A 21,444-nucleotide genomic window follows, 5' to 3' on the forward strand; every position below is an offset into this window, starting at 1 on the left:
TTTTGCGGTTTTACCGGCTAAGATGTATTCGGCATTTATCCGTTACAGGAAGTTATAGCTTTTCAACATTTCCTTGATGTCTTCAATGATCGCCTCGTTTGGCATATGAATTGGTCTGCGGGTAATACCTGCCTGTACACCCATCAGATTTAACGCTTTTTTCATTACCGCAGGTGCGGTCATTTTTTTAATGGTCATGCGCAGTGCATCCATCTTGTTACGCTCTTCCTGTGCCTTATCCAGTTCGCCAGCCATAAAGTAGTTATATAAGTCGACTTCAATAGTCGGCAGGACGTTTGACGTTGCAGCAACAGCCGCCACAGAACCTTCTTTAAAAGCATCCAGCATTAACGAATCTGAACCGTTTAATACCTTAAAGTTTTTGTGTTTAGCGATTTCCAGATACTGTTTCTGGACTTCGAATTTGCCACTGCTATCTTTGATTGCCACGATGTTTTCGATATCAGCTAAGCGGTTTGCCGTTTCGTATTCGATGCTTAATCCAGTTTGGCCTGGTAAGTTATAAAGAATGATGGGGGCTGTTGTGCTGTTTGCAATATCACGATAGTGCCGATATAAATCTTCCTGATTTGGTACCAGATAGTATGGCGTGACAACGGAAATGTAATCGGCGCCGGCATTGACAAGTCTTTTTGTTAATTCGATAGTTTGTTTTGTGCTACAACAACCTGCACCTGCACCTGCACCTGCACCTGCACCTGCACCTGCACCTGCACCTGCACCTGCACCTGCACCTGCACAAATGGTCACTTCGCCGCCAACCTCTTCGACAACGGCTTTGGTCAGCTCAACTTTTTCATCATCGGATAGCAAATGGAATTCACCATTAGTTCCGCAAATAAACAAGCCATGAACTCCCTTATCAACTAACCAACGCGCCATATTTTTCGCTGCCGGAATATCCATTTTTTCCGTTTCATCGAAAGGCGTCACCATCGCGGTAATAATCCCTTTAAGCTCTTTCATTATTCCTTCTCCAGTTCTTGTAGAACGTTTTTAATAGAAATTTTCATCGTATTGTGATCGGCCTCATCGGTAAATGAAGCGGCATGTGGGGTAATGGAATAGTTTTTTAAATTTTTAATTTTTTCTGAACGTTCTTTCAGTTCAATATCTTCGCTGATAAAAGCGATTTTATGATTAGTGAGAGCTATACATAAACTTTCTTCATCAATTAATCCTCCTCTGGCGGTGTTAATCAAAATAGCCGAAGGTTTCATCTTCTCAAATACAGAGCCATCAATCAGGTTACGGGTATTGTCCAGTAAAGGTAAATGAAGAGAGAGGATATCGCTACACTGATATATTTCATCCAGTGATTTAAGTATTATATAGTCAGGAATCTGGCTTTTATTAATGTAGGGGTCGTAGGCAATAATGAACATTCCTAGTGTATGAGCGATGCGGGCGACGTGTTGCCCTATTGCACCGAGGCCAATTAACCCCAACGTTTTTTGATATAACTCGTGACCGACAAGTCTGACGTCATTTCCATTTCTGGCCTGATTTTCTATTTCAACATACTTCCTGGCACTGGAAAGCATCATCAGAATAGTCATCTCTGCAACGGAAATAGCATTAGCACAGAGGGCTTTATGCACAACAATATCTTTTCTATTCGCGTAATCGACATCAATATTATCTAGACCGACACCATATTTTGAAATAACTTTCAGTTTTGTTGCTTGTTCTAGAACGTCTCTGTCTAAAGGATCGTTGCCGGTGATAATGGCATCGGCATCTTTAATTTTTTCGATAAGCTCTTCTTTACTATAACGGTTTCCACTGGTATTACATTCAACGTCATAACCCGCAGATTGCAGGTTTTCAATATAAATCTTTCCTTTACCCACGAAAGGTCGTGGCGTGATAATTATTTTTTTCATTTTATAAAAAACCAAAGAAAGAGAACGCCAGACTTAAGACCAAAATGGTCACCAGGATACGTAAGAAATGTGGTCCACATTTTTGTATATAAAAACAGATGCCCAGTACGGCGACAAGCGGCAGCAAATTAGGAACAATCTTATCCAGCATATCCTGCAAGATGATAGTGTTTCCGCCGCCCGTCGTAATGTGCAATGGTGTTTTAATTTTTACATATGTTGCGGAGAGCGCCCCCATCATGAGTAGCCCGAACATGCCTGCGCCTTCAATGATTCGATGAATGCTACCGGAATGTAGAATTTCCAGGATCGATTCTTTTCCCTTTTTATAACCAATATTAAGTGAAAATCGGCTGGCGAAGAACATATAAACAACCTGATAAATTAATGGCAGAAGTGCGGCAATAACGTACCCCTGAATAACAAAAGGAATACAGACGCCAATAACAATGGGACGCAATGTACCAAAGTCTAACGTGTCACCAATCCCCGATACCGGCCCCATAAGACCCGTTTTTAATCCAGTAACAAGTTGTGTTGTTGAGTCACGTTGTTCTTCTGATTCCTGAGCTGCTTTTTCCTCCAGCACAATACTAATACCAGCGATAACCGATCCCCAGTTAGCCTGAGTGTTGAACATTGTTAAATGGCGCTGTAAGGCTTTGGCGAGATCGTTTTCATCTGGATATAGCTTCGCTAATACGCCAGTCATGGCATTGCAAAATGCCAGCGCTTGTAAACGTTCGAAGTTCAACGATGTTTCAGAGAACGCATGCCATTTTAGCCAGACAATCTGAACATCTCTTTTTGTAATAGGTGAGGATTCTGAGCATCCTGACTCAATTGTATTATCCATTTTTAGTTCCTTTTGCATTTTGTGACTGCATATATAAGAGGACGGCACAAAGTCCAAAAATAGAGACGCCAATGGTATTCAAACCTGAATAGGTCACGAGGAAAAAGCCAATAATGAACAGAGGGATATACTGTTTTTTGCCGATAACAATGATGGTTATTGCGAAGCCTAAAGCGGGTAGAATATTACCGGCAATTGCCAGGCCATTCGTTGACCAGGCGGGGAGCAGGTTTACAAAGGCGGCAATGGCATCCGGGCCATACAGGCAGGCGATGAATACCGGCACAAAACGCATCGGAAAAGCCAACAAGAGAGGATATATTGTAGCTGCGCGTTGGATACCTTTGATATCCCCTTTTTCTGCGTAGCGGTCAGCCATGTGGACAAATGTAGTATTCAGTGTTTTACGTACGTTTTCCAGAACCACGCCTAGCAATCCCAGAGGAATAGCTAAAGAGATAGCAATTTCTGGCTTAATACCTGCAGTAAGTGCGATTGGGATTGCTATACATGAGGCTAAACCTTCATCGGCAGGAGGGTTTCCGCCAGGGGCAATACTCCCGATATAGATCATCTGCAGAGTGGCCCCAACAGATAAAGCGGTTGGCATATCATTAAAGATCAGTCCCATGATAGGTGCTATCGATAATGGCATACGCATAATAGAAAAACCGTACCATACTTTTGCCTGGGATATCCAATATACCAGGGCAATGATTGCTGCTGTAAAAATAGTCATAAGTTTCTTTCCTTAATTAAGATAACTTACTTTTGATTTTTTGTAGGCTAGCAGGATCTTCTTCAGGAATAGTTTGGAAATAAACTTTTATGTTCTTATCTTCAATGATTTGAAGCTTATCGGCATCTTCGTGATTGAGTGATATTTGGTTGAAAACTATTTTTCTCCCTGGCGTATTTTCAACGCCGCCGACCTGTAATTCATCTAACATTAAACCACCTTGTATAGTTTTTAATGCAGAATCGATCGATTTAAAAAGAATTAATAACTTACCTTCATAAAAGTTATTGTTATTCCAGCGTTGTAACGTATCTTCAATGGACGTCATTATTACTTCAACACCACTTGGTGCTGCCATCTTATAGACTTCAGCCAGGAAAGAATCGCGTGACAGGGGATCATCAATGACAATTATTTTATTAGCATCACTCCTTTTTAACCATTTTGTGATGACTTGTCCGTGAATCAAACGGTAATCAATGCGGGCATGAACTATACTCATGATTTATCATCCTTTATTAAAACGATAACTTTGAATCATCTCTTTACCGGCATCATGTACATGCTGAACGAATTCTTCCAGACTAAGTTCTTCACCAGAATCCTGTAACATGTTAGCTTCAATTAACATTGCCAGATTGACACCACTGATACAGCGGATAGGAAAATCTTTGGAAAGAAGGAAGGCAATATTTGAGGGCGTCCCGCCATAAATATCGGTAAATATAACTGTTTCGGTGTTGGTCCTGAGTATGGCTTTCACTTGTTGCATAAGCGTTTCTGGCGACATTCCGGGTTGCAACGAAATTGCCGTAGAATTTGGTGTTTTACCAACAATCATCTCACTACTGGATAATAGAGCATTTCCAGCTTCGCCATGTGTCAGAATAATAATATTAAACTGGTTCAAATGATAAGTTCCTTTTATATGACATGATAGAATATATCTATTTATGTTGTGAATGATTAAATCCGTATCATTGCATTTATAAATCCTTGGTCTGTGATTTTATATTAATTCAAATTGACGAAGATGTTAGCAAGATCACAGTTGATGGTATTAGCTAAAATTGCTAATAAACTTTTTGCAATAAAAAATATGGAAAGTCATCTGTTAATCATTATCGCCGATAATGGTTTGTAGGTTTTTATATTCTTTAGATAAATATATTTCTATACGTTGGAGCATAAATACAGAAAATAAAATGGGGGTATTTATTTATTACAGATATAAATAAGCAAAACTCTAAAAATTACAGTGGCGTCTTTATTGTTGTGTTTTTATTGAATTTTTGTTTCAAATTCTGAAAAATGAGGTATGTTTTAGCAGAGTATGCTGCCAAAGCACGGGTAGTCATGCATAAAACGAAATAAAGTGCTGAACAACAACATCACAACACACGTAATAACCAGAAGAATGGGGAACCACAGGATGAATATGAAGGGTAAAGCGTTACTGGCAGGATGTATCGCGCTGGCGTTCAGCAATATGGCTCTGGCTGAAGATATTAAAGTCGCGGTTGTGGGCGCGATGTCTGGCCCGGTGGCCCAGTACGGTGATCAGGAGTTTACTGGCGCAGAGCAGGCAGTTGCTGATATCAACGCCAAAGGCGGTATTAAAGGTAACAAACTGCAAATCGTAAAATATGACGATGCCTGTGACCCGAAACAGGCCGTCGCAGTGGCGAACAAAGTCGTTAACGACGGCATTAAATATGTCATTGGTCACCTCTGCTCTTCATCAACACAACCTGCGTCTGATATCTATGAAGATGAAGGCATTTTAATGATTACCCCAGCGGCAACTGCGCCAGAGCTGACTGCTCGTGGCTATAAGTTGATTTTGCGCACCACCGGCCTGGACTCAGACCAGGGACCGACGGCGGCGAAATATATTCTTGAGAAAGTGAAACCGCAGCGCATTGCTATCGTTCACGACAAACAACAGTACGGCGAAGGTCTGGCTCGTGCGGTGCAGGACGGCCTGAAGAAAGGCAATGCTAACGTGGTGTTCTTTGATGGTATCACCGCCGGAGAAAAAGATTTCTCGACGCTGGTGGCGCGTTTGAAGAAAGAAAATATCGATTTCGTTTACTACGGCGGTTACCACCCGGAAATGGGGCAGATCCTGCGTCAGGCACGCGCGGCAGGACTTAAAACTCAGTTTATGGGGCCAGAGGGCGTAGCGAACGTCTCGCTGTCTAATATCGCGGGCGAGTCAGCGGAAGGGTTGCTGGTAACTAAGCCGAAGAACTACGATCAGGTTCCGGCGAACAAACCGATTGTTGACGCGATCAAAGCGAAAAAGCAGGACCCAAGCGGCGCGTTTGTCTGGACCACCTACGCGGCGCTGCAATCTTTGCAGGCAGGGTTGAATCAGTCTGACGATCCGGCTGAGATCGCCAAATACCTGAAAGCGAACTCGGTTGATACCGTGATGGGACCGCTGACCTGGGATGAGAAAGGCGACCTGAAAGGCTTTGAGTTCGGCGTATTTGACTGGCACGCCAATGGCACGGCGACCGATGCGAAGTAACGGATAGATAAATGAGAATGCCCGATGCGCTGAACTGCCATCGGGTTTTTTTGTGTTTGTCGAAATGGTTGTAGAAAGATTAAACAATCCAGGATATGCTTATTGTACGGTGATATACCGTACATATTATATGGAGCAGGAGAGTTCACATGTCTGCTGTTAAAAAGCAGCGTATCGATCTGCGTTTAACTGACGATGACAAAAGTATGATTGAGGAAGCGGCAGCGATATCTAATCAATCCGTCAGCCAATTTATGTTGAACAGCGCTTCGCAGCGAGCTGCGGAAGTGATTGAACAGCATCGGCGGATGATTCTCAATGAGGAATCCTGGACGCGGGTGATGGATGCGCTGAGTAATCCACCGTCACCAGGTGAAAAGTTAAAACGTGCGGCAAAACGTCTTCAGGGAATGTAATAATTTATGGATGATCTGACGATAGAGATTCTGACCGATGATGCAGATTATGATCTACAGCGATTCGACTGCGGCGAGGAAGCGTTAAATCTCTTTCTGACGACACATCTGGTTCGTCAACATCGCAATAAAATTTTGCGAGCGTATATCCTTTGCCGCAACACTCCAGAACGTCAGGTCTTGGGATATTACACATTATCCGGCAGTTGTTTTGAACGAGCCGCACTGCCCTCGAAATCGAAACAGAAAAAAATTCCCTACAAAAATATTCCCAGCGTCACTCTTGGGCGTCTGGCAATTGATCGTTCATTACAGGGGCAGGGATGGGGAGCAACACTGGTTGCTCATGCCATGAAAGTCGTCTGGTCAGCCTCATTAGCGGTAGGTATTCACGGTCTTTTTGTCGAGGCTCTGAATGAAAAAGCCCATACGTTTTATCAGTCGCTGGGCTTTATCCCGTTGGTTGGAGAAAACGAAAATGCGTTATTTTTCCCAACTAAATCCATTGAACTGCTTTTTACACAGAGCGATTAACGCTTCTCCCAGCCGCCCTGTTGCGCCGTAAACCCCAGTGCCTGCATAAACGCCGCCATTACGCCGCGATCTTCCACGCCTGCATCCGCCATCCACCAGCATGAAATACCAGGATTATTACGCAGCACCTCTTCCAGCAGATATTGCCCTACACCACGACGTCGGGTGACTTCCCGCACGCGCAGAGAATCCAGTGCCCCCTCGGTGCCGCTTAAGGTCACCCGCACGGCCGCGAGCAGGCGATCGTTAAAACGCGCGGCATAGATGCGATGATTACCGTCAACCAGCAAAGAGGAAGGGGAATACTCCGGCCAGATCTTTTGCAGGTCAATTCGGTCCTGGTCGCTAAAGTTTTCTAATCGAATGATGGTCAGCTTCATGGGTAACCCGTGTAAATCACAAAAGTGGAACCAGTGTAGCGAAATAATTTAATCGGAGGCTTTCTCTTTTTTCTTTCTTTTGGCAGGTGATTAATTTTTTTTCAGCAATAATTACAAATTAAAAACAGCAGGGAATGAAAATTGTCCAGCATAATCCCCTGGATGGTAGTGAATTATTCCACCCTCTACGCCGTTATTTTATGCTGACAACTGTGCTTTTTTCTGTTTATCTATCAATAAACCCAGAATATTATCTGTTTTTAATTTACTGAAAAATAGGGATTTTAGTCGTTTTTAATACGAAATCTTGCGCTAAGCTCTTAATCAGGCAGATAAAAGCTGCGCGACATAAAAGTAGAACAGTTTGATTTTTTGACACATAAAAACAAAGCAGCACTACATCACGAATGGGGATTTTGAATAATGAAACGGAATGCGAAAACGATCATCGCAGGGATGATTGCACTGGCAATATCACACACCGCGTTGGCTGACGATATTAAAGTTGCCGTTGTCGGCGCAATGTCTGGCCCGGTTGCCCAGTGGGGCGATATGGAATTTAACGGCGCGCGCCAGGCCATTAAAGACATTAATGCCAAAGGGGGAATTAAGGGCGATAAACTGGTTGGCGTGGAATATGATGACGCCTGCGACCCGAAACAAGCCGTTGCGGTCGCCAACAAAATCGTTAACGACGGCATTAAATACGTTATTGGCCATCTGTGTTCCTCCTCTACCCAACCTGCATCAGATATCTACGAAGACGAAGGTATTCTGATGATCTCGCCGGGGGCAACCAACCCGGAACTGACCCAGCGCGGTTATCAACACATCATGCGTACTGCCGGTCTGGATTCTTCCCAGGGGCCGACTGCCGCAAAGTATATTCTTGAAAAAGTGAAACCTCAGCGCATCGCCATCATTCACGATAAACAACAGTATGGCGAAGGGCTGGCGCGTTCGGTGCAGGACGAGCTGAAAGCAGCTAACGCCAACATCGTCTTCTTCGACGGCATTACTGCCGGGGAAAAAGATTTCTCCGCACTAATTGCTCGCCTGAAAAAAGAGAATATCGATTTTGTTTATTACGGCGGTTACTACCCTGAAATGGGGCAGATGCTGCGCCAGGCCCGTTCCGTCGGCCTGAAAACCCAGTTTATGGGACCAGAAGGCGTGGGTAATGCGTCGCTGTCGAACATTGCCGGCGATGCTGCCGAAGGCATGTTGGTCACCATGCCAAAACGCTATGACATGGATCCGGCAAACCAGGGCATTGTTGATGCGCTGAAAGCTGACAAGAAAGATCCGTCCGGGCCATATGTCTGGATCACCTACGCGGCGGTGCAATCTCTGGCGACTGCTCTTGAGCGTACCGGCAGCGATGAGCCGCTGGCGCTGGTGAAAGATTTAAAAGCTAACGGTGCAAATACCGTGATTGGGCCGCTGAACTGGGATGAAAAAGGCGATCTTAAGGGATTTGATTTTGGTGTCTTCCAGTGGCACGCCGACGGTTCATCCACGGCAGCCAAGTGATCATCCCGCCGCCCGTGAAATGCGGGCGGGTTTAGAAAGGTTACCTTATGTCTGAGCAGTTTTTGTATTTCTTGCAGCAGATGTTTAACGGCGTCACGCTGGGCAGTACCTACGCGCTGATAGCCATCGGCTACACCATGGTTTACGGCATTATCGGCATGATCAACTTCGCCCACGGCGAGGTTTATATGATTGGCAGCTACGTCTCTTTTATGATCATCGCCGCGCTGATGATGCTGGGTATTGATACCGGGTGGCTGCTGGTGGCGGAGGGATTCGTCGGCGCAATCGTCATTGCCAGCGCCTACGGCTGGAGTATTGAACGGGTGGCCTATCGCCCGGTGCGAAACTCTAAGCGTTTGATTGCCCTGATTTCCGCAATCGGCATGTCTATCTTCCTGCAAAACTACGTCAGTCTGACCGAAGGTTCGCGCGACGTGGCGCTGCCCAGCCTGTTTAACGGTCAGTGGGTGGTGGGTCATAGCGAAAACTTCTCCGCCTCTATTACTACCATGCAGGCGGTGATCTGGATTGTCACCTTCCTTGCCATGCTGGCGCTGACGATTTTCATTCGCTACTCCCGCATGGGGCGCGCCTGTCGTGCCTGCGCAGAAGATCTGAAAATGGCGAGCCTGCTCGGCATCAACACCGACCGGGTGATTGCGCTGACTTTTGTGATTGGCGCTGCGATGGCAGCGGTGGCGGGCGTTCTGCTCGGTCAGTTCTACGGCGTAATTAACCCCTACATCGGCTTTATGGCCGGAATGAAAGCCTTTACCGCAGCGGTGCTCGGCGGAATTGGCAGTATTCCAGGGGCGATGATTGGCGGCCTGATTCTGGGGATTGCGGAGGCGCTCTCTTCTGCCTATCTGAGTACGGAATATAAAGATGTGGTCTCATTCGCCCTGCTGATTCTGGTGCTGCTGGTGATGCCGACCGGTATTCTGGGTCGCCCGGAGGTAGAGAAAGTATGAAACCGATGCATATTGCAATGGCGCTGCTCTCTGCCGCCATGTTTTTTGTCCTCGCGGGCGTCTTTATGGGCGTGCAACTGGAGCTGGACGGCACCAAACTGGTGGTCGGCAGCGCTTCGGATGTTCGTTGGGAATGGGTGTTTATTGGCACGGCGGTGGTCTTTTTCTTCCAGCTTGTGCGACCTGCTTTCCAGAAAGGGTTGAAAAGCGTTTCCGGGCCGAAGTTTATTCTGCCTGCGATTGATGGCTCCACGGTGAAACAGAAACTGTTCCTTGTAGCGCTGCTGGTTCTTGCGGTGGTGTGGCCGTTTATGGTGTCGCGCGGGACGGTGGATATCGCCACCCTGACCATGATCTACATTATCCTCGGCCTTGGGCTGAACGTGGTGGTGGGGCTTTCTGGCCTGCTGGTGCTCGGTTACGGCGGCTTTTACGCCATTGGCGCTTATACCTTTGCCCTGCTCAATCACTATTACGGCCTTGGTTTCTGGACTTGCCTGCCGATTGCCGGGTTAATGGCAGCGGCGGCGGGTTTCCTGCTCGGCTTCCCGGTGTTGCGTCTGCGCGGTGACTATCTGGCGATCGTCACCCTCGGTTTCGGTGAAATTGTGCGCATATTGCTGCTTAATAACACTGAAATTACCGGCGGCCCGAATGGCATTAGTCAGATCCCGAAACCGACCTTTTTTGGCCTCGAATTTAGTCGTACTGCCCGTGAAGGCGGCTGGGATACGTTCAGCAATTTCTTTGGCCTGAAATACGATCCGTCCGATCGCGTTATCTTCCTCTACCTGGTGGCGTTGCTGCTGGTGGTGTTTTCTTTGTTCGTTATTAACCGTTTGCTGCGAATGCCGCTGGGCCGTGCGTGGGAAGCGTTGCGAGAAGACGAGATTGCCTGCCGTTCGCTGGGCTTAAGTCCGCGTCGTATCAAGCTGACCGCCTTTACCATCAGCGCCGCGTTTGCGGGGTTTGCCGGAACGTTGTTCGCAGCGCGCCAGGGTTTTGTCAGCCCGGAATCCTTCACCTTTGCTGAATCGGCATTTGTGCTGGCGATTGTGGTGCTCGGTGGTATGGGATCGCAATTCGCGGTGATTCTGGCGGCAATTTTGCTGGTGGTCTCGCGCGAGTTGATGCGTGATTTCAACGAATACAGCATGTTAATGCTCGGTGGTTTGATGGTGCTGATGATGATCTGGCGTCCGCAGGGCTTGCTGCCCATGACGCGCCCGCAACTCAAGCTGAAAAACGGCGCAGAGAAAGGAGAGCAGGCATGAGTCAGCCATTATTATCTGTTAACGGCCTGATGATGCGCTTCGGCGGACTACTGGCGGTAAACAACGTCAATCTTGAACTGTACCCGCAGGAGATTGTCTCGCTAATCGGCCCTAACGGTGCCGGAAAAACCACGGTCTTCAACTGTCTGACCGGATTCTACAAACCCACTGGCGGCACTATTTTACTGCGCGATCAACATCTGGAAGGTTTGCCGGGGCAGCAAATCGCCCGTATGGGCGTGGTGCGCACCTTCCAGCATGTGCGTCTGTTCCGTGAAATGACGGTAATTGAAAACCTGCTGGTGGCGCAGCATCAGCAACTGAAAAGCGGACTGTTCTCAGGTCTTTTGAAAACGCCCTCTTTCCGCCGCGCCCAGAGCGAAGCCCTCGACCGCGCCGCCACCTGGCTTGAGCGCATTGGTTTGCTGGAACACGCCAACCGCCAGGCGAGCAACCTGGCCTATGGCGACCAGCGCCGTCTTGAGATTGCCCGCTGTATGGTGACGCAGCCGGAGATTTTAATGCTCGACGAACCGGCAGCAGGTCTTAACCCGAAAGAGACGAAAGAGCTGGATGAGCTGATTGCCGAACTGCGCAATCATCACAACACCACTATCTTGTTGATTGAACACGATATGAAGCTGGTGATGGGTATTTCAGACAGAATTTACGTGGTCAATCAGGGGACGCCGCTGGCAAACGGTACGCCGGAGCAGATCCGTAATAACCCGGACGTGATCCGTGCCTATTTAGGTGAGGCATAAGATGGAAAAAGTCATGTTGTCCTTTGACAAAGTCAGCGCCCACTACGGCAAAATCCAGGCGCTGCATGAGGTGAGTCTGCATATCAATCAGGGCGAGATTGTCACCCTGATTGGTGCAAACGGTGCGGGGAAAACGACACTGCTGGGCACGTTATGCGGCGATCCGCGCGCCACCAGTGGGCGAATTGTGTTTGATGATAAAGACATTACCGACTGGCAGACGGCAAAAATCATGCGCGAAGCGGTAGCGATTGTCCCGGAAGGGCGTCGCGTCTTCTCACGCATGACGGTGGAAGAGAACCTGGCAATGGGCGGCTTCTTTGCTGAACGCGACCAGTTTCAGGAACGCATAAAGTGGGTGTATGAACTGTTCCCACGTCTGCATGAGCGTCGTATTCAGCGAGCGGGCACTATGTCCGGTGGTGAACAGCAGATGCTGGCGATTGGTCGTGCGTTGATGAGCAATCCGCGTTTGCTACTGCTTGATGAACCCTCGCTCGGACTGGCGCCGATTATCATCCAGCAAATTTTCGACACCATCGAGCAATTGCGCGAGCAGGGGATGACCATTTTCCTCGTCGAGCAGAACGCCAACCAGGCGCTGAAGCTGGCGGATCGCGGCTACGTGCTGGAAAACGGCCACGTCGTGCTCGAAGACACCGGCGATGCGCTGCTGGCGAACGAGGCGGTAAGAAGCGCGTATTTGGGGGGATAACTGTTTACTGCCTGATGGTGTTCTGGACGGCACTGCAAAAAGCGAATCTTGATTCGGACTGATTTGCTGCTGGCTGTAGGGGTTAAATGCGTCCAGTATCGATGTCAGAAGATTTGGCTGGATGTAAGAGAATGGATTTCTTAACGGTCTTTTTAAAGCTATTTTGCTGCGCGGTTGTTTTGCGATGGAGTTCTTCAGACGAAAACGATAAATCGTGCAGCACGCTGATCGTCTATTTTAGCGCCTGGCTGTACGCAGGTTGGGTTGGAATAACATTTGAACCTTTGCGAGGGCTGGGAGTACTTATTTTCCCAGTCATTGCCTTATGGCTAGCGGATAAAAAAATAAACTTATTACTTGGTGCAAGCGTACTGCTCGTGGGCTATGCCATTGTCTTTATTCAGTCTTACACCGGGGGATAGCTGTTAAATCCGGTCGTGGGCAATCAATGAACTTCGTCCGTATACAGACTTGTTTCAACGGGTCGGGAGGATTAAAACCAGACCTCATATTTTTGCCACGGAGAGGTCCCTCCCATGCATTATGCTGTTATCGTTATGCTTGAACTGCTGTGCTGTATTCACGCTTATCGTACCGGACAAGAGCGATACTGGATTTTTATCATCTTCTTTTTTCCGGTGATTGGCTGCGTGGCATATTTTGTCCTAGTGATGTTGCCAGAAACCGGAGCTGACCGTCATGGGCGTTCCTTGCTGATGCGTTTGCAGGACAAAATCAACCCGGAACGCCACCTGCGCAAATTAACCGAAGAGCTGGCGATTGCCGAGACGAATCAAAACCACTATCAACTTGCCAACGAACTGGCGCGCCTCGAACGCTACCACGAAGCTGTTCCCCATTATCAGCAGGCGTTAGGCGGGATATTCGCCCATGAAGCGGTAATGATGTTAAGTCTGGCGCAGGCGCAATTTGCCATTCAGGAGTTCGCCGCCTGTCAGCAGACGTTGGAAGATGTGATGCGCTATAACCCTGATTTTCAGTCGGCAGAAGGGCATCTGTTATTTGCCAGAGCGTTAGCGGCACAGGAAAAATATACTGATGCGGAAAGTGAGTTTGAGGTATTAATTTCTATTACTCAGGCCCGCAGGCGCGTATTTATTATGCGGAGATGCTGGCAAAAATGAACCGACTCCGTGAAGCCAATGAGCAGTATGTTGCTGTGGTTGATACGGCTAAACGTTCAAGACCTCATTATAGAAAACACCACCGGGAATGGATTAAGACCGCCAATGAACGGCTGAAGCAGAGTGTGGTGCGATAAAAATTGTCTTTGCTGTTAGACCTGTCTGTGGGTAACCTTTTGTTAAAATTGGAAAATATCGCTCCTGTAGGCCGGATAAGGCGTTTACGCCGCATCCGGCATGAAACGATAAACACGTTATCTACAATCTGTAGCGTTTGACACAGATCTTCTCTTTTTCCCGCTTATCCGTGCCCCATCTCCCATTTTCCTTTCCCCGCGTCGTCACTGCCTTGTCATCTCTCTGACACCTTACTATCTTAAAAATGTAACAAAATAGTTATTTTTCTGTAATTCGAGCATGTCATGTTACCCCGCGAGCATAAAACGCGTGAATTCACGCATTCGGTACAACAAGAGAGATAATCAATGAAACCGTTACGTTATACAGCTTCAGCACTGGCGCTCGGAGTGGCTTTAATGGCAAATGCGCAGGCAGTGACGACTATTCCGTTCTGGCATTCTATGGAAGGGGAACTGGGTAAAGAGGTGGACTCTCTGGCCCAGCGTTTTAACGCCGAAAACCCGGATTACAAAATCGTACCGACCTATAAAGGCAACTACGAACAGAATTTAAGTGCGGGGATTGCCGCATTCCGCACCGGCAACGCTCCGGCTATTTTGCAAGTTTATGAAGTTGGCACCGCCACCATGATGGCGTCGAAAGCCATTAAACCGGTGTATGACGTGTTTAAAGAGGCGGGGATTAACTTCGATGAGTCGCAGTTTGTGCCAACGATTTCCGGTTACTACTCCGACAGCAAAACCGGACACTTACTCTCCCAGCCGTTCAACAGCTCGACTCCTGTTCTCTATTACAACAAAGACGCCTTCAAGAAAGCGGGGTTAGACCCGGAACAGCCGCCGAAAACCTGGCAGGATCTGGCGGACTATGCCGCGAAACTGAAAGCCTCTGGTATGAAGTGCGGCTACGCCAGCGGCTGGCAGGGCTGGATCCAACTGGAAAACTTTAGCGCCTGGAACGGTTTGCCGTTTGCCAGCAAAAACAACGGCTTTGATGGCACAGATGCCGTGCTGGAGTTCAACAAGCCGGAGCAGGTGAAACACATCGCCATGCTCGAAGAGATGAACAAGAAGGGTGATTTCAGCTACGTCGGGCGTAAGGATGAATCCACCGAGAAGTTCTACAACGGTGATTGTGCGATGACGACCGCCTCTTCAGGTTCTCTTGCCAACATTCGTGAGTACGCCAAATTTAACTACGGTGTCGGCATGATGCCTTACGACGCGGACGCGAAAGATGCGCCGCAAAACGCCATTATCGGCGGAGCCAGTCTGTGGGTGATGCAGGGCAAAGATAAAGAAACTTACATCGGCGTGGCGAAGTTCCTCGACTTCCTCGCGAAGCCGGAAAACGCTGCCGAGTGGCATCAGAAAACCGGTTATCTGCCAATCACCAAAGCGGCTTATGACCTGACCCGTGAACAAGGCTTTTACGAGAAAAACCCAGGGGCGGATATCGCCACGCGTCAGATGCTGAACAAGCCGCCGTTGCCGTTCACCAAAGGGCTGCGTCTGGGCAACATGCCGCAAATCCGCGTGATTGTGGATGAAGAGCTGGAGAGCGTGTGGACCGGTAAGAAGACGCCACAGCAGGCGCTGGATACCGCCGTTGAGCGTGGGGATCAGTTGCTGCGCCGCTTTGAGAAATCGACGAAGTCTTAACCAGTGAAATGCCGGATGTGTTTTGCTTATCTGACCTGTCATCGCGTGTAGGCCGGATAAGCGAAGCGCATCCGGCACAGTTCAGGAATTAACCGTAATGTCATCATCCCGTCCGGTGTTCCGCTCGCGCTGGCTGCCTTATTTGCTGGTCGCGCCGCAGCTCATCATCACCGTTATCTTTTTTATCTGGCCTGCGGGCGAAGCGTTGTGGTACTCGCTGCAAAGCGTCGATCCGTTTGGTTTCTCCAGCCAGTTTGTCGGCCTGGATAATTTCGTCGCGCTGTTCCATGACAGTTACTATCTCGACGCCTTCTGGACGACGATAAAATTCAGCACCTTTGTCACCGTCAGCGGTTTGCTGGTGTCGCTGTTCTTCGCGGCGTTGGTGGAGTACATCGTGCGCGGCAGCCGCTTCTATCAAACCTTAATGCTGCTGCCGTATGCCGTGGCTCCCGCCGTTGCCGCCGTATTATGGATCTTCCTGTTTAACCCAGGTCGCGGGCTGATTACCCATTTTCTTGCTGAGTTCGGTTACGACTGGAACCATGCGCAAAACAGCGGTCAGGCGATGTTTCTGGTGGTATTTGCCTCGGTGTGGAAGCAAATCAGCTACAACTTCCTGTTCTTCTATGCCGCGCTGCAATCCATTCCCCGTTCGTTGATTGAAGCCGCAGCCATCGACGGCGCAGGTCCAATTCGCCGCTTCTTTAAGATTGCGTTGCCGCTTATCGCCCCGGTGAGCTTCTTCTTGTTGGTGGTAAACCTGGTGTATGCATTCTTCGACACTTTCCCGGTGATCGACGCCGCCACGTCTGGCGGGCCAGTACAGGCCACCACGACGCTGATTTATAAGATCTATCGTGAAGGCTTTACTGGACTGGATCTGGCTTCGTCTGCCGCGCAGTCGGTAGTGTTGATGTTCCTCGTCATCGTGCTGACGGTGGTGCAGTTCCGCTATGTTGAAAGCAAGGTGCGTTACCAATGATTGAGAACCGTCCGTGGCTGACAATATTCAGCCATACCATGCTGATCCTTGGGATCGCGGTGATCCTCTTCCCGCTGTACGTGGCGTTTGTCGCGGCGACGCTGGATAAACAAGAAGTCTACGCCGCGCCGATGACGCTCGTCCCCGGCACGCATCTGCTGGGAAACATCCACAACATTTGGGTAAACGGAGTCGGCACGAATAGCGCGCCGTTCTGGCGGATGTTGCTTAACAGCTTCGTGATGGCGTTCAGCATTACGCTCGGCAAAATTACCGTTTCGATGCTCTCAGCATTTGCCATTGTCTGGTTTCGTTTTCCGCTACGTAACCTCTTCTTCTGGATGATTTTTATCACCCTGATGCTGCCGGTTGAAGTGCGTATCTTCCCGACGGTGGAAGTCATCGCCAACCTGAAAATGCTCGACAGCTACGCTGGCTTAACGCTGCCATTAATGGCCTCGGCGACCGCCACCTTCCTGTTCCGCCAGTTCTTTATGACGCTGCCGGATGAGCTGGTGGAAGCCGCGCGGATCGACGGCGCGTCACCAATGCGTTTCTTTTGCGACATCGTTTTTCCGTTGTCGAAAACCAATCTGGCGGCGCTGTTTGTGATCACCTTTATTTACGGCTGGAACCAGTATTTGTGGCCGTTGTTGATTATTACCGACGTGGATCTCGGCACCACCGTGGCAGGGATTAAAGGGATGATCGCCACTGGCGAAGGCACCACGGAATGGAACTCGGTGATGGCGGCAATGTTGTTAACCCTAATCCCTCCGGTTGTGATTGTTTTAGTGATGCAGCGTGCCTTTGTGCGTGGCCTGGTCGATAGTGAGAAATAAGATGGCAGGACTGAAATTACAGGCAGTAACCAAAAGCTGGGATGGCAAAACCCAGGTCATAAAACCGCTGACCCTTGATGTGGCGGATGGCGAATTTATCGTGATGGTCGGGCCGTCTGGCTGCGGGAAATCCACGCTGCTGCGCATGGTCGCCGGGCTGGAGCGGGTAACGACGGGTGATATCTGGATTGACCGCAAGCGTGTCACTGAAATGGAGCCGAAAGATCGCGGGATTGCGATGGTGTTCCAGAACTACGCGCTCTATCCGCATATGAACGTCGAAGAAAACATGGCGTGGGGGCTGAAAATTCGCGGCATGGGCAAGCAACAAATAGCCGAGCGCGTCAAAGAAGCGGCGCGAATTCTGGAGCTGGATGGCCTGCTCAAGCGCCGCCCGCGCGAGCTTTCCGGCGGTCAGCGCCAACGTGTGGCGATGGGGCGTGCGATTGTGCGCGAGCCGGCAGTGTTCCTGTTTGATGAGCCACTCTCTAACCTCGACGCTAAGCTGCGCGTGCAGATGCGCCTTGAATTACAACAGTTACACCGCCGCCTGAAAACGACATCGCTCTACGTCACCCACGATCAGGTTGAGGCGATGACGCTTGCTCAGCGGGTAATGGTGATGAATGGCGGCGTTGCCGAACAGATTGGCACACCGGTAGAAGTCTACGAAAAGCCCGCCAGTCTGTTTGTGGCGAGTTTTATCGGCAGTCCGGCGATGAACCTGCTGGCAGGCCGCGTGAATAACGCAGGCACGCATTTCGAACTGGACGGCGGCATTGCGCTGCCGCTAAACGGTGGCTACCGTCAGTATGCCGGACGTAAAATGACCCTCGGCATTCGCCCGGAACATATTGCGTTAAGCTCGCAGGCAGAAGGCGGCATACCACTGGTGATGGACACGCTGGAGATCCTCGGCGCAGATAATCTGGCGCACGGGCGCTGGGGCGAACAGAAGCTGGTGGTGCGGTTGGCGCATCAGGAACGCCCGACGGCAGGCAGTTCGCTGTGGCTGCATCTGCCGGAAAATCAGCTACATCTTTTTGATGGTGAAACAGGACAACGAGTATGAGTAACTGGCCTTATCCCCGCATCGTCGCCCATCGTGGCGGCGGTAAACTGGCCCCGGAAAACACCCTAGCGGCAATCGACGTGGGGGCAAAATACGGTCATAAGATGATCGAATTTGACGCGAAGTTATCGAAAGATGGTGAGATCTTCCTGCTCCATGACGACAATCTCGAACGTACCAGCAATGGCTGGGGCGTGGCGGGCGAACTGAACTGGCAGGATTTACTGCGCGTGGATGCAGGCAGTTGGTACGGCAAAGCGTTTAAAGGCGAGCCGCTGCCGTTGCTTTCGCAAGTAGCGGAACGCTGCCGTGAATACGGGATGATGGCGAATATTGAAATCAAACCCACCACCGGCACCGGGCCGTTGACGGGCAAAAGGGTGGCACTGGCGGCACGCGATCTGTGGGCTGGTATGACGCCGCCGCTGCTGTCATCGTTTGAGATTGATGCTTTAGAAGCTGCACAACAGGCAGTACCAGAACTGCCGCGCGGTTTGTTGCTTGATGAGTGGCGCAACGACTGGCGCGAACTGACCATGCGGCTGGGCTGCGTCTCCATTCATCTCAATTATAAGTTACTCGATAAAGCGCGAGTGATGCAGTTGAAAGACGCGGGATTACGGATTCTGGTGTATACCGTCAACAAACCCCAGCGCGCGGCAGAGTTGCTGCGCTGGGGCGTGGATTGCATCTGTACTGATGCGATTGACGTGATTGGTCCGAACTTTACGGCCCAATAGTTTTCAGCGGTATGTCAGGTTGCGACGTGCTGGGCGGATTCAGCATGTCGCCGTTTCTCCTCTCTTGCAGCATATGCTGCCGGGCGGGATTTAGTTCCCCCGGCTGTGACTGCAATACCCGTTGGGAGTTGCTATTAATCTGGTTTTCTAAATGCTGTTGCTGTAACTGAGTCTGTGTTTTCAGTTGCTGGTTTAGCATCCCTTTTTGCTGGATTTGTTGCGTTTGCATTTGGGTTTGCATCCGCTGCTGGCTGGGGATCTGATACCCCGGCAGGTTCGGATTATTCAGAGTATTAATGGGCTGTGCAAAGCAGACAAACGGTAACAGTGCCGTAAGAATCAGAAGTCGTTTCATCGCGTATCCTCCTCTGAAGATATCTCTTAAGTTTACTCCTTTCCTGTAATCATCAGGATCAATTCAGAGTTATATACCAGGCTTAGCTGGGGCTGCCCCTTAATCTCTGGAGAATAACGATGATAAGACCGACGTTTTTACGCCGGGTGGCTATCGCTGCTCTGCTCTCAGGATGTTGTTTTAGTGTTATCGCTGCACCGCCTGCGCCGTCGCCCGTTTCATATGGTGTGGAAGAAGATGTTTTCCATCCTGTACGTGCGAAACAAGGGATGGTGGCGTCTGTGGATGCTACTGCCACTCAGGTGGGGGTGGATATTCTTAAGCAGGGCGGGAATGCCGTTGATGCCGCCGTGGCGGTGGGCTACGCGCTGGCGGTAACGCATCCGCAGGCGGGGAATCTGGGCGGTGGCGGTTTTATGCTGATCCGCACTAAAGATGGCAATACCACCGCTATCGATTTCCGTGAGATGGCACCCGCCAAAGCGACCCGCGATATGTTCCTTGATGATCAGGGCAACCCGGACAACAAAAAATCACTCACTTCGCATCTGGCCTCCGGCACGCCGGGCACGGTCGCGGGCTTCTCACTGGCGCTGGATAAATATGGCACCATGCCGCTGAACAAAGTCGTGCAGCCGGCGTTTAAACTGGCACGCGATGGTTTTATTGTTAATGACGCGCTGGCTGACGATCTCAAAACCTACGGTAGCGAAGTGCTGCCAAATCACGAAAACAGCAAGGCTATCTTCTGGAAAGAGGGCGAGCCGCTGAAAAAGGGCGACAAGCTGGTGCAGGCGAACCTGGCAAAGAGCCTGGAGATGATTGCCGAAAACGGCCCGGATGAATTCTACAAAGGCACGATAGCGGAACAGATTGCCCAGGAGATGCAGAAAAACGGTGGCTTGATCAGCAAAGAAGATTTAGCCGCATATAAAGCGGTCGAACGCACACCAATAAGCGGCGATTATCGCGGGTATCAGGTTTACTCCATGCCACCGCCATCTTCCGGCGGGATTCATATTGTGCAAATCCTCAATATTCTGGAAAACTTCGATATGAAGAAATACGGCTTTGGCAGTGCCGATGCGATGCAAATCATGGCAGAAGCCGAGAAACATGCCTACGCCGACCGCTCGGAATATCTTGGCGACCCGGATTTTGTCAAAGTCCCGTGGCAGGCGCTGACCAATAAAGCCTATGCCAAATCCATTGCCGATCAAATCGATATCAATAAAGCGAAGCCGTCCAGCGAGATTCGCCCCGGCAAGCTTGCGCCTTATGAGAGTAATCAAACTACCCATTACTCAGTGGTGGATAAAGACGGTAACGCAGTGGCGGTGACCTATACGCTGAACACCACCTTTGGTACGGGCATTGTCGCGGGCGAGAGCGGTATTTTGCTTAATAACCAAATGGGTGATTTCTCTGCCAAACCGGGAGTGCCGAACGTTTACGGGCTGGTGGGCGGTGATGCTAACGCCGTCGGGCCGAATAAGCGTCCGCTGTCGTCGATGTCACCAACTATTGTGGTGAAAGACGGTAAAACCTGGCTGGTGACTGGTAGCCCAGGTGGGAGTCGAATTATCACCACTGTGCTGCAAATGGTCGTGAACAGTATCGATTATGGAATGAACGTCGCCGAAGCGACCAATGCGCCACGTTTCCACCATCAATGGCTGCCGGACGAGCTGCGTGTCGAGAAAGGATTTAGCCCGGATACGATCAAGCTGCTGGAAGCAAAAGGTCAGAAAGTGGCGCTGAAAGAGGCGATGGGCAGTACGCAAAGTATTATGGTTGGGCCGGACGGCGAGTTGTACGGCGCATCTGACCCGCGCTCGGTGGATGATTTAACCGCGGGGTATTAATCTCTTAAGC

23 protein-coding genes and 1 pseudogene are annotated in these 21,444 nt (G+C 49.6%); 16 read left to right on the top strand and 8 right to left on the bottom strand.

Going from position 1 to position 21,444, the window contains the following annotated elements; genetic code table 11:
* Positions 1 to 42: 42 nt before the first annotated feature.
* The 6 genes from EA14781_RS11695 to EA14781_RS11720 are packed head-to-tail and all read right to left on the bottom strand — an operon-like array spanning position 43 to position 4,412.
* Positions 43 to 927, bottom strand: coding sequence for a dihydrodipicolinate synthase family protein (locus tag EA14781_RS11695; RefSeq protein ID WP_241955833.1), 885 nt, complete (start codon positions 925 to 927; stop codon positions 43 to 45).
* A gap of 59 nt (positions 928 to 986) precedes the next feature.
* Positions 987 to 1,907, bottom strand: a complete 921-nt coding sequence (locus tag EA14781_RS11700; protein WP_024164669.1) for a phosphoglycerate dehydrogenase — start codon at positions 1,905 to 1,907, stop codon at positions 987 to 989.
* Position 1,908: 1 nt separating this feature from the next.
* Positions 1,909 to 2,763, bottom strand: a complete 855-nt coding sequence (locus EA14781_RS11705; RefSeq protein ID WP_000370585.1) for a PTS system mannose/fructose/sorbose family transporter subunit IID — start codon at positions 2,761 to 2,763, stop codon at positions 1,909 to 1,911.
* Complete coding sequence (locus EA14781_RS11710) at positions 2,756 to 3,502, bottom strand: PTS mannose/fructose/sorbose/N-acetylgalactosamine transporter subunit IIC (RefSeq protein ID WP_000151888.1); 747 nt, start codon at positions 3,500 to 3,502, stop codon at positions 2,756 to 2,758. The genes EA14781_RS11705 and EA14781_RS11710 overlap by 8 nt, the downstream gene beginning before the upstream one ends.
* A gap of 16 nt (positions 3,503 to 3,518) precedes the next feature.
* Entirely contained in the window at positions 3,519 to 4,004 is a 486-nt protein-coding gene (locus EA14781_RS11715) for a PTS sugar transporter subunit IIB (RefSeq protein WP_000029259.1), read from the bottom strand.
* 6 nt (positions 4,005 to 4,010) lie between these two features.
* Positions 4,011 to 4,412 (bottom strand): PTS sugar transporter subunit IIA, encoded by a 402-nt coding sequence (locus EA14781_RS11720; protein WP_001071335.1) that lies wholly within the window; start codon positions 4,410 to 4,412, stop codon positions 4,011 to 4,013.
* 522 nt (positions 4,413 to 4,934) lie between these two features.
* Between EA14781_RS11720 and livJ the strand changes: the two genes are divergently transcribed.
* The 3 genes from livJ to ataT all read left to right on the top strand — a co-directional run bounded on the left by livJ (position 4,935) and on the right by ataT (position 6,988).
* The gene (livJ, locus tag EA14781_RS11725; RefSeq protein ID WP_010319184.1) at positions 4,935 to 6,038 is read left to right on the top strand and encodes a branched chain amino acid ABC transporter substrate-binding protein LivJ; all 1,104 of its coding nucleotides are present in this window, start codon (positions 4,935 to 4,937) and stop codon (positions 6,036 to 6,038) included.
* A 149-nt stretch (positions 6,039 to 6,187) separates the two neighbouring features.
* On the top strand, positions 6,188 to 6,454 hold the full coding sequence (ataR, locus tag EA14781_RS11730; RefSeq protein WP_001277106.1) for a type II toxin-antitoxin system antitoxin AtaR: 267 nt from the start codon (positions 6,188 to 6,190) through the stop codon (positions 6,452 to 6,454).
* A gap of 6 nt (positions 6,455 to 6,460) precedes the next feature.
* Entirely contained in the window at positions 6,461 to 6,988 is a 528-nt protein-coding gene (gene ataT, locus EA14781_RS11735; protein WP_000342453.1) for a type II toxin-antitoxin system toxin acetyltransferase AtaT, read from the top strand.
* Here ataT and panM read toward each other — a convergent pair.
* Complete coding sequence (gene panM / locus EA14781_RS11740) at positions 6,985 to 7,368, bottom strand: aspartate 1-decarboxylase autocleavage activator PanM (protein WP_000778776.1); 384 nt, start codon at positions 7,366 to 7,368, stop codon at positions 6,985 to 6,987. The two genes, ataT and panM, sit on opposite strands and share 4 nt — an antisense overlap.
* Before the next feature lie 423 nt (positions 7,369 to 7,791).
* On the opposite strand from panM, the gene livK reads away from it, so the two are divergent.
* From livK to ugpQ, 12 genes and pseudogenes are all read left to right on the top strand, one after another.
* Positions 7,792 to 8,901, top strand: a complete 1,110-nt coding sequence (livK, locus tag EA14781_RS11745; RefSeq protein ID WP_000827693.1) for a high-affinity branched-chain amino acid ABC transporter substrate-binding protein LivK — start codon at positions 7,792 to 7,794, stop codon at positions 8,899 to 8,901.
* Between the two features lie 47 nt (positions 8,902 to 8,948).
* Complete coding sequence (gene livH / locus EA14781_RS11750; protein WP_001295098.1) at positions 8,949 to 9,875, top strand: high-affinity branched-chain amino acid ABC transporter permease LivH; 927 nt, start codon at positions 8,949 to 8,951, stop codon at positions 9,873 to 9,875.
* The gene (livM, locus tag EA14781_RS11755) at positions 9,872 to 11,149 is read left to right on the top strand and encodes a branched chain amino acid ABC transporter permease LivM (protein WP_000803821.1); all 1,278 of its coding nucleotides are present in this window, start codon (positions 9,872 to 9,874) and stop codon (positions 11,147 to 11,149) included. The genes livH and livM overlap by 4 nt, the downstream gene beginning before the upstream one ends.
* Entirely contained in the window at positions 11,146 to 11,913 is a 768-nt protein-coding gene (gene livG / locus EA14781_RS11760) for a high-affinity branched-chain amino acid ABC transporter ATP-binding protein LivG (protein ID WP_000082094.1), read from the top strand. Before livM ends, livG begins: the two co-directional genes overlap by 4 nt.
* A gap of 1 nt (position 11,914) precedes the next feature.
* Positions 11,915 to 12,628 (top strand): high-affinity branched-chain amino acid ABC transporter ATP-binding protein LivF, encoded by a 714-nt coding sequence (gene livF, locus EA14781_RS11765; RefSeq protein WP_000416890.1) that lies wholly within the window; start codon positions 11,915 to 11,917, stop codon positions 12,626 to 12,628.
* Between the two features lie 131 nt (positions 12,629 to 12,759).
* A complete protein-coding gene (locus tag EA14781_RS11770; protein WP_000346991.1) occupies positions 12,760 to 13,050 on the top strand; it encodes a hypothetical protein in 291 nt (96 codons plus the stop codon).
* Between the two features lie 114 nt (positions 13,051 to 13,164).
* Positions 13,165 to 13,910, top strand: a pseudogene (locus tag EA14781_RS11775) (PLDc N-terminal domain-containing protein).
* 348 nt (positions 13,911 to 14,258) lie between these two features.
* Entirely contained in the window at positions 14,259 to 15,575 is a 1,317-nt protein-coding gene (ugpB, locus tag EA14781_RS11780) for a sn-glycerol-3-phosphate ABC transporter substrate-binding protein UgpB (protein ID WP_000803590.1), read from the top strand.
* Positions 15,576 to 15,672: 97 nt separating this feature from the next.
* Positions 15,673 to 16,560 carry a sn-glycerol-3-phosphate ABC transporter permease UgpA gene (gene ugpA, locus EA14781_RS11785; protein ID WP_000099274.1) on the top strand — a complete coding sequence of 296 codons (888 nt, stop codon included), beginning with the start codon at positions 15,673 to 15,675 and terminating at the stop codon, positions 16,558 to 16,560.
* Entirely contained in the window at positions 16,557 to 17,402 is an 846-nt protein-coding gene (ugpE, locus tag EA14781_RS11790) for a sn-glycerol-3-phosphate ABC transporter permease UgpE (protein ID WP_000572188.1), read from the top strand. Before ugpA ends, ugpE begins: the two co-directional genes overlap by 4 nt.
* A gap of 1 nt (position 17,403) precedes the next feature.
* On the top strand, positions 17,404 to 18,474 hold the full coding sequence (ugpC, locus tag EA14781_RS11795; RefSeq protein ID WP_000907814.1) for a sn-glycerol 3-phosphate ABC transporter ATP binding protein UgpC: 1,071 nt from the start codon (positions 17,404 to 17,406) through the stop codon (positions 18,472 to 18,474).
* The gene (ugpQ, locus tag EA14781_RS11800; RefSeq protein ID WP_000073580.1) at positions 18,471 to 19,214 is read left to right on the top strand and encodes a glycerophosphodiester phosphodiesterase; all 744 of its coding nucleotides are present in this window, start codon (positions 18,471 to 18,473) and stop codon (positions 19,212 to 19,214) included. Before ugpC ends, ugpQ begins: the two co-directional genes overlap by 4 nt.
* Here ugpQ and EA14781_RS11805 read toward each other — a convergent pair.
* Entirely contained in the window at positions 19,201 to 19,569 is a 369-nt protein-coding gene (locus EA14781_RS11805; RefSeq protein WP_000825988.1) for a DUF2756 family protein, read from the bottom strand. The two genes, ugpQ and EA14781_RS11805, sit on opposite strands and share 14 nt — an antisense overlap.
* A 119-nt stretch (positions 19,570 to 19,688) precedes the next feature.
* Here EA14781_RS11805 and ggt point away from each other — a divergent pair, with 119 nt between their 5' ends.
* Complete coding sequence (gene ggt / locus EA14781_RS11810; RefSeq protein WP_000620922.1) at positions 19,689 to 21,434, top strand: gamma-glutamyltransferase; 1,746 nt, start codon at positions 19,689 to 19,691, stop codon at positions 21,432 to 21,434.
* Positions 21,435 to 21,444: the final 10 nt, after the last annotated feature.

This window comes from Escherichia albertii NBRC 107761 = DSM 17582 (genome assembly GCF_000759775.1).
Taxonomy (GTDB): Bacteria; Pseudomonadota; Gammaproteobacteria; order Enterobacterales; family Enterobacteriaceae; genus Escherichia; species Escherichia albertii.

Bases quoted from the DNA above. Each gene is read 5' to 3' on its own strand.
- panM (WP_000778776.1), bottom strand. From the start codon at position 7,368: ATGAAGCTGACCATCATTCGATTAGAAAACTTTAGCGACCAGGACCGA.
- livG (WP_000082094.1), top strand. From the start codon at position 11,146: ATGAGTCAGCCATTATTATCTGTTAACGGCCTGATGATGCGCTTCGGC.
- ugpA (WP_000099274.1), top strand. From the start codon at position 15,673: ATGTCATCATCCCGTCCGGTGTTCCGCTCGCGCTGGCTGCCTTATTTG.
- ugpQ (WP_000073580.1), top strand. From the start codon at position 18,471: ATGAGTAACTGGCCTTATCCCCGCATCGTCGCCCATCGTGGCGGCGGT.
- EA14781_RS11700 (WP_024164669.1), bottom strand. From the start codon at position 1,907: ATGAAAAAAATAATTATCACGCCACGACCTTTCGTGGGTAAAGGAAAG.
- livJ (WP_010319184.1), top strand. From the start codon at position 4,935: ATGAATATGAAGGGTAAAGCGTTACTGGCAGGATGTATCGCGCTGGCG.
- ataR (WP_001277106.1), top strand. From the start codon at position 6,188: ATGTCTGCTGTTAAAAAGCAGCGTATCGATCTGCGTTTAACTGACGAT.
- EA14781_RS11715 (WP_000029259.1), bottom strand. From the start codon at position 4,004: ATGAGTATAGTTCATGCCCGCATTGATTACCGTTTGATTCACGGACAA.
- livF (WP_000416890.1), top strand. From the start codon at position 11,915: ATGGAAAAAGTCATGTTGTCCTTTGACAAAGTCAGCGCCCACTACGGC.
- EA14781_RS11770 (WP_000346991.1), top strand. From the start codon at position 12,760: ATGGATTTCTTAACGGTCTTTTTAAAGCTATTTTGCTGCGCGGTTGTT.
- ataT (WP_000342453.1), top strand. From the start codon at position 6,461: ATGGATGATCTGACGATAGAGATTCTGACCGATGATGCAGATTATGAT.
- livH (WP_001295098.1), top strand. From the start codon at position 8,949: ATGTCTGAGCAGTTTTTGTATTTCTTGCAGCAGATGTTTAACGGCGTC.
- ugpC (WP_000907814.1), top strand. From the start codon at position 17,404: ATGGCAGGACTGAAATTACAGGCAGTAACCAAAAGCTGGGATGGCAAA.
- EA14781_RS11710 (WP_000151888.1), bottom strand. From the start codon at position 3,502: ATGACTATTTTTACAGCAGCAATCATTGCCCTGGTATATTGGATATCC.
- EA14781_RS11695 (WP_241955833.1), bottom strand. From the start codon at position 927: ATGGATATTCCGGCAGCGAAAAATATGGCGCGTTGGTTAGTTGATAAG.
- EA14781_RS11805 (WP_000825988.1), bottom strand. From the start codon at position 19,569: ATGAAACGACTTCTGATTCTTACGGCACTGTTACCGTTTGTCTGCTTT.
- livK (WP_000827693.1), top strand. From the start codon at position 7,792: ATGAAACGGAATGCGAAAACGATCATCGCAGGGATGATTGCACTGGCA.
- EA14781_RS11705 (WP_000370585.1), bottom strand. From the start codon at position 2,763: ATGGATAATACAATTGAGTCAGGATGCTCAGAATCCTCACCTATTACA.
- ggt (WP_000620922.1), top strand. From the start codon at position 19,689: ATGATAAGACCGACGTTTTTACGCCGGGTGGCTATCGCTGCTCTGCTC.
- livM (WP_000803821.1), top strand. From the start codon at position 9,872: ATGAAACCGATGCATATTGCAATGGCGCTGCTCTCTGCCGCCATGTTT.
- ugpB (WP_000803590.1), top strand. From the start codon at position 14,259: ATGAAACCGTTACGTTATACAGCTTCAGCACTGGCGCTCGGAGTGGCT.
- ugpE (WP_000572188.1), top strand. From the start codon at position 16,557: ATGATTGAGAACCGTCCGTGGCTGACAATATTCAGCCATACCATGCTG.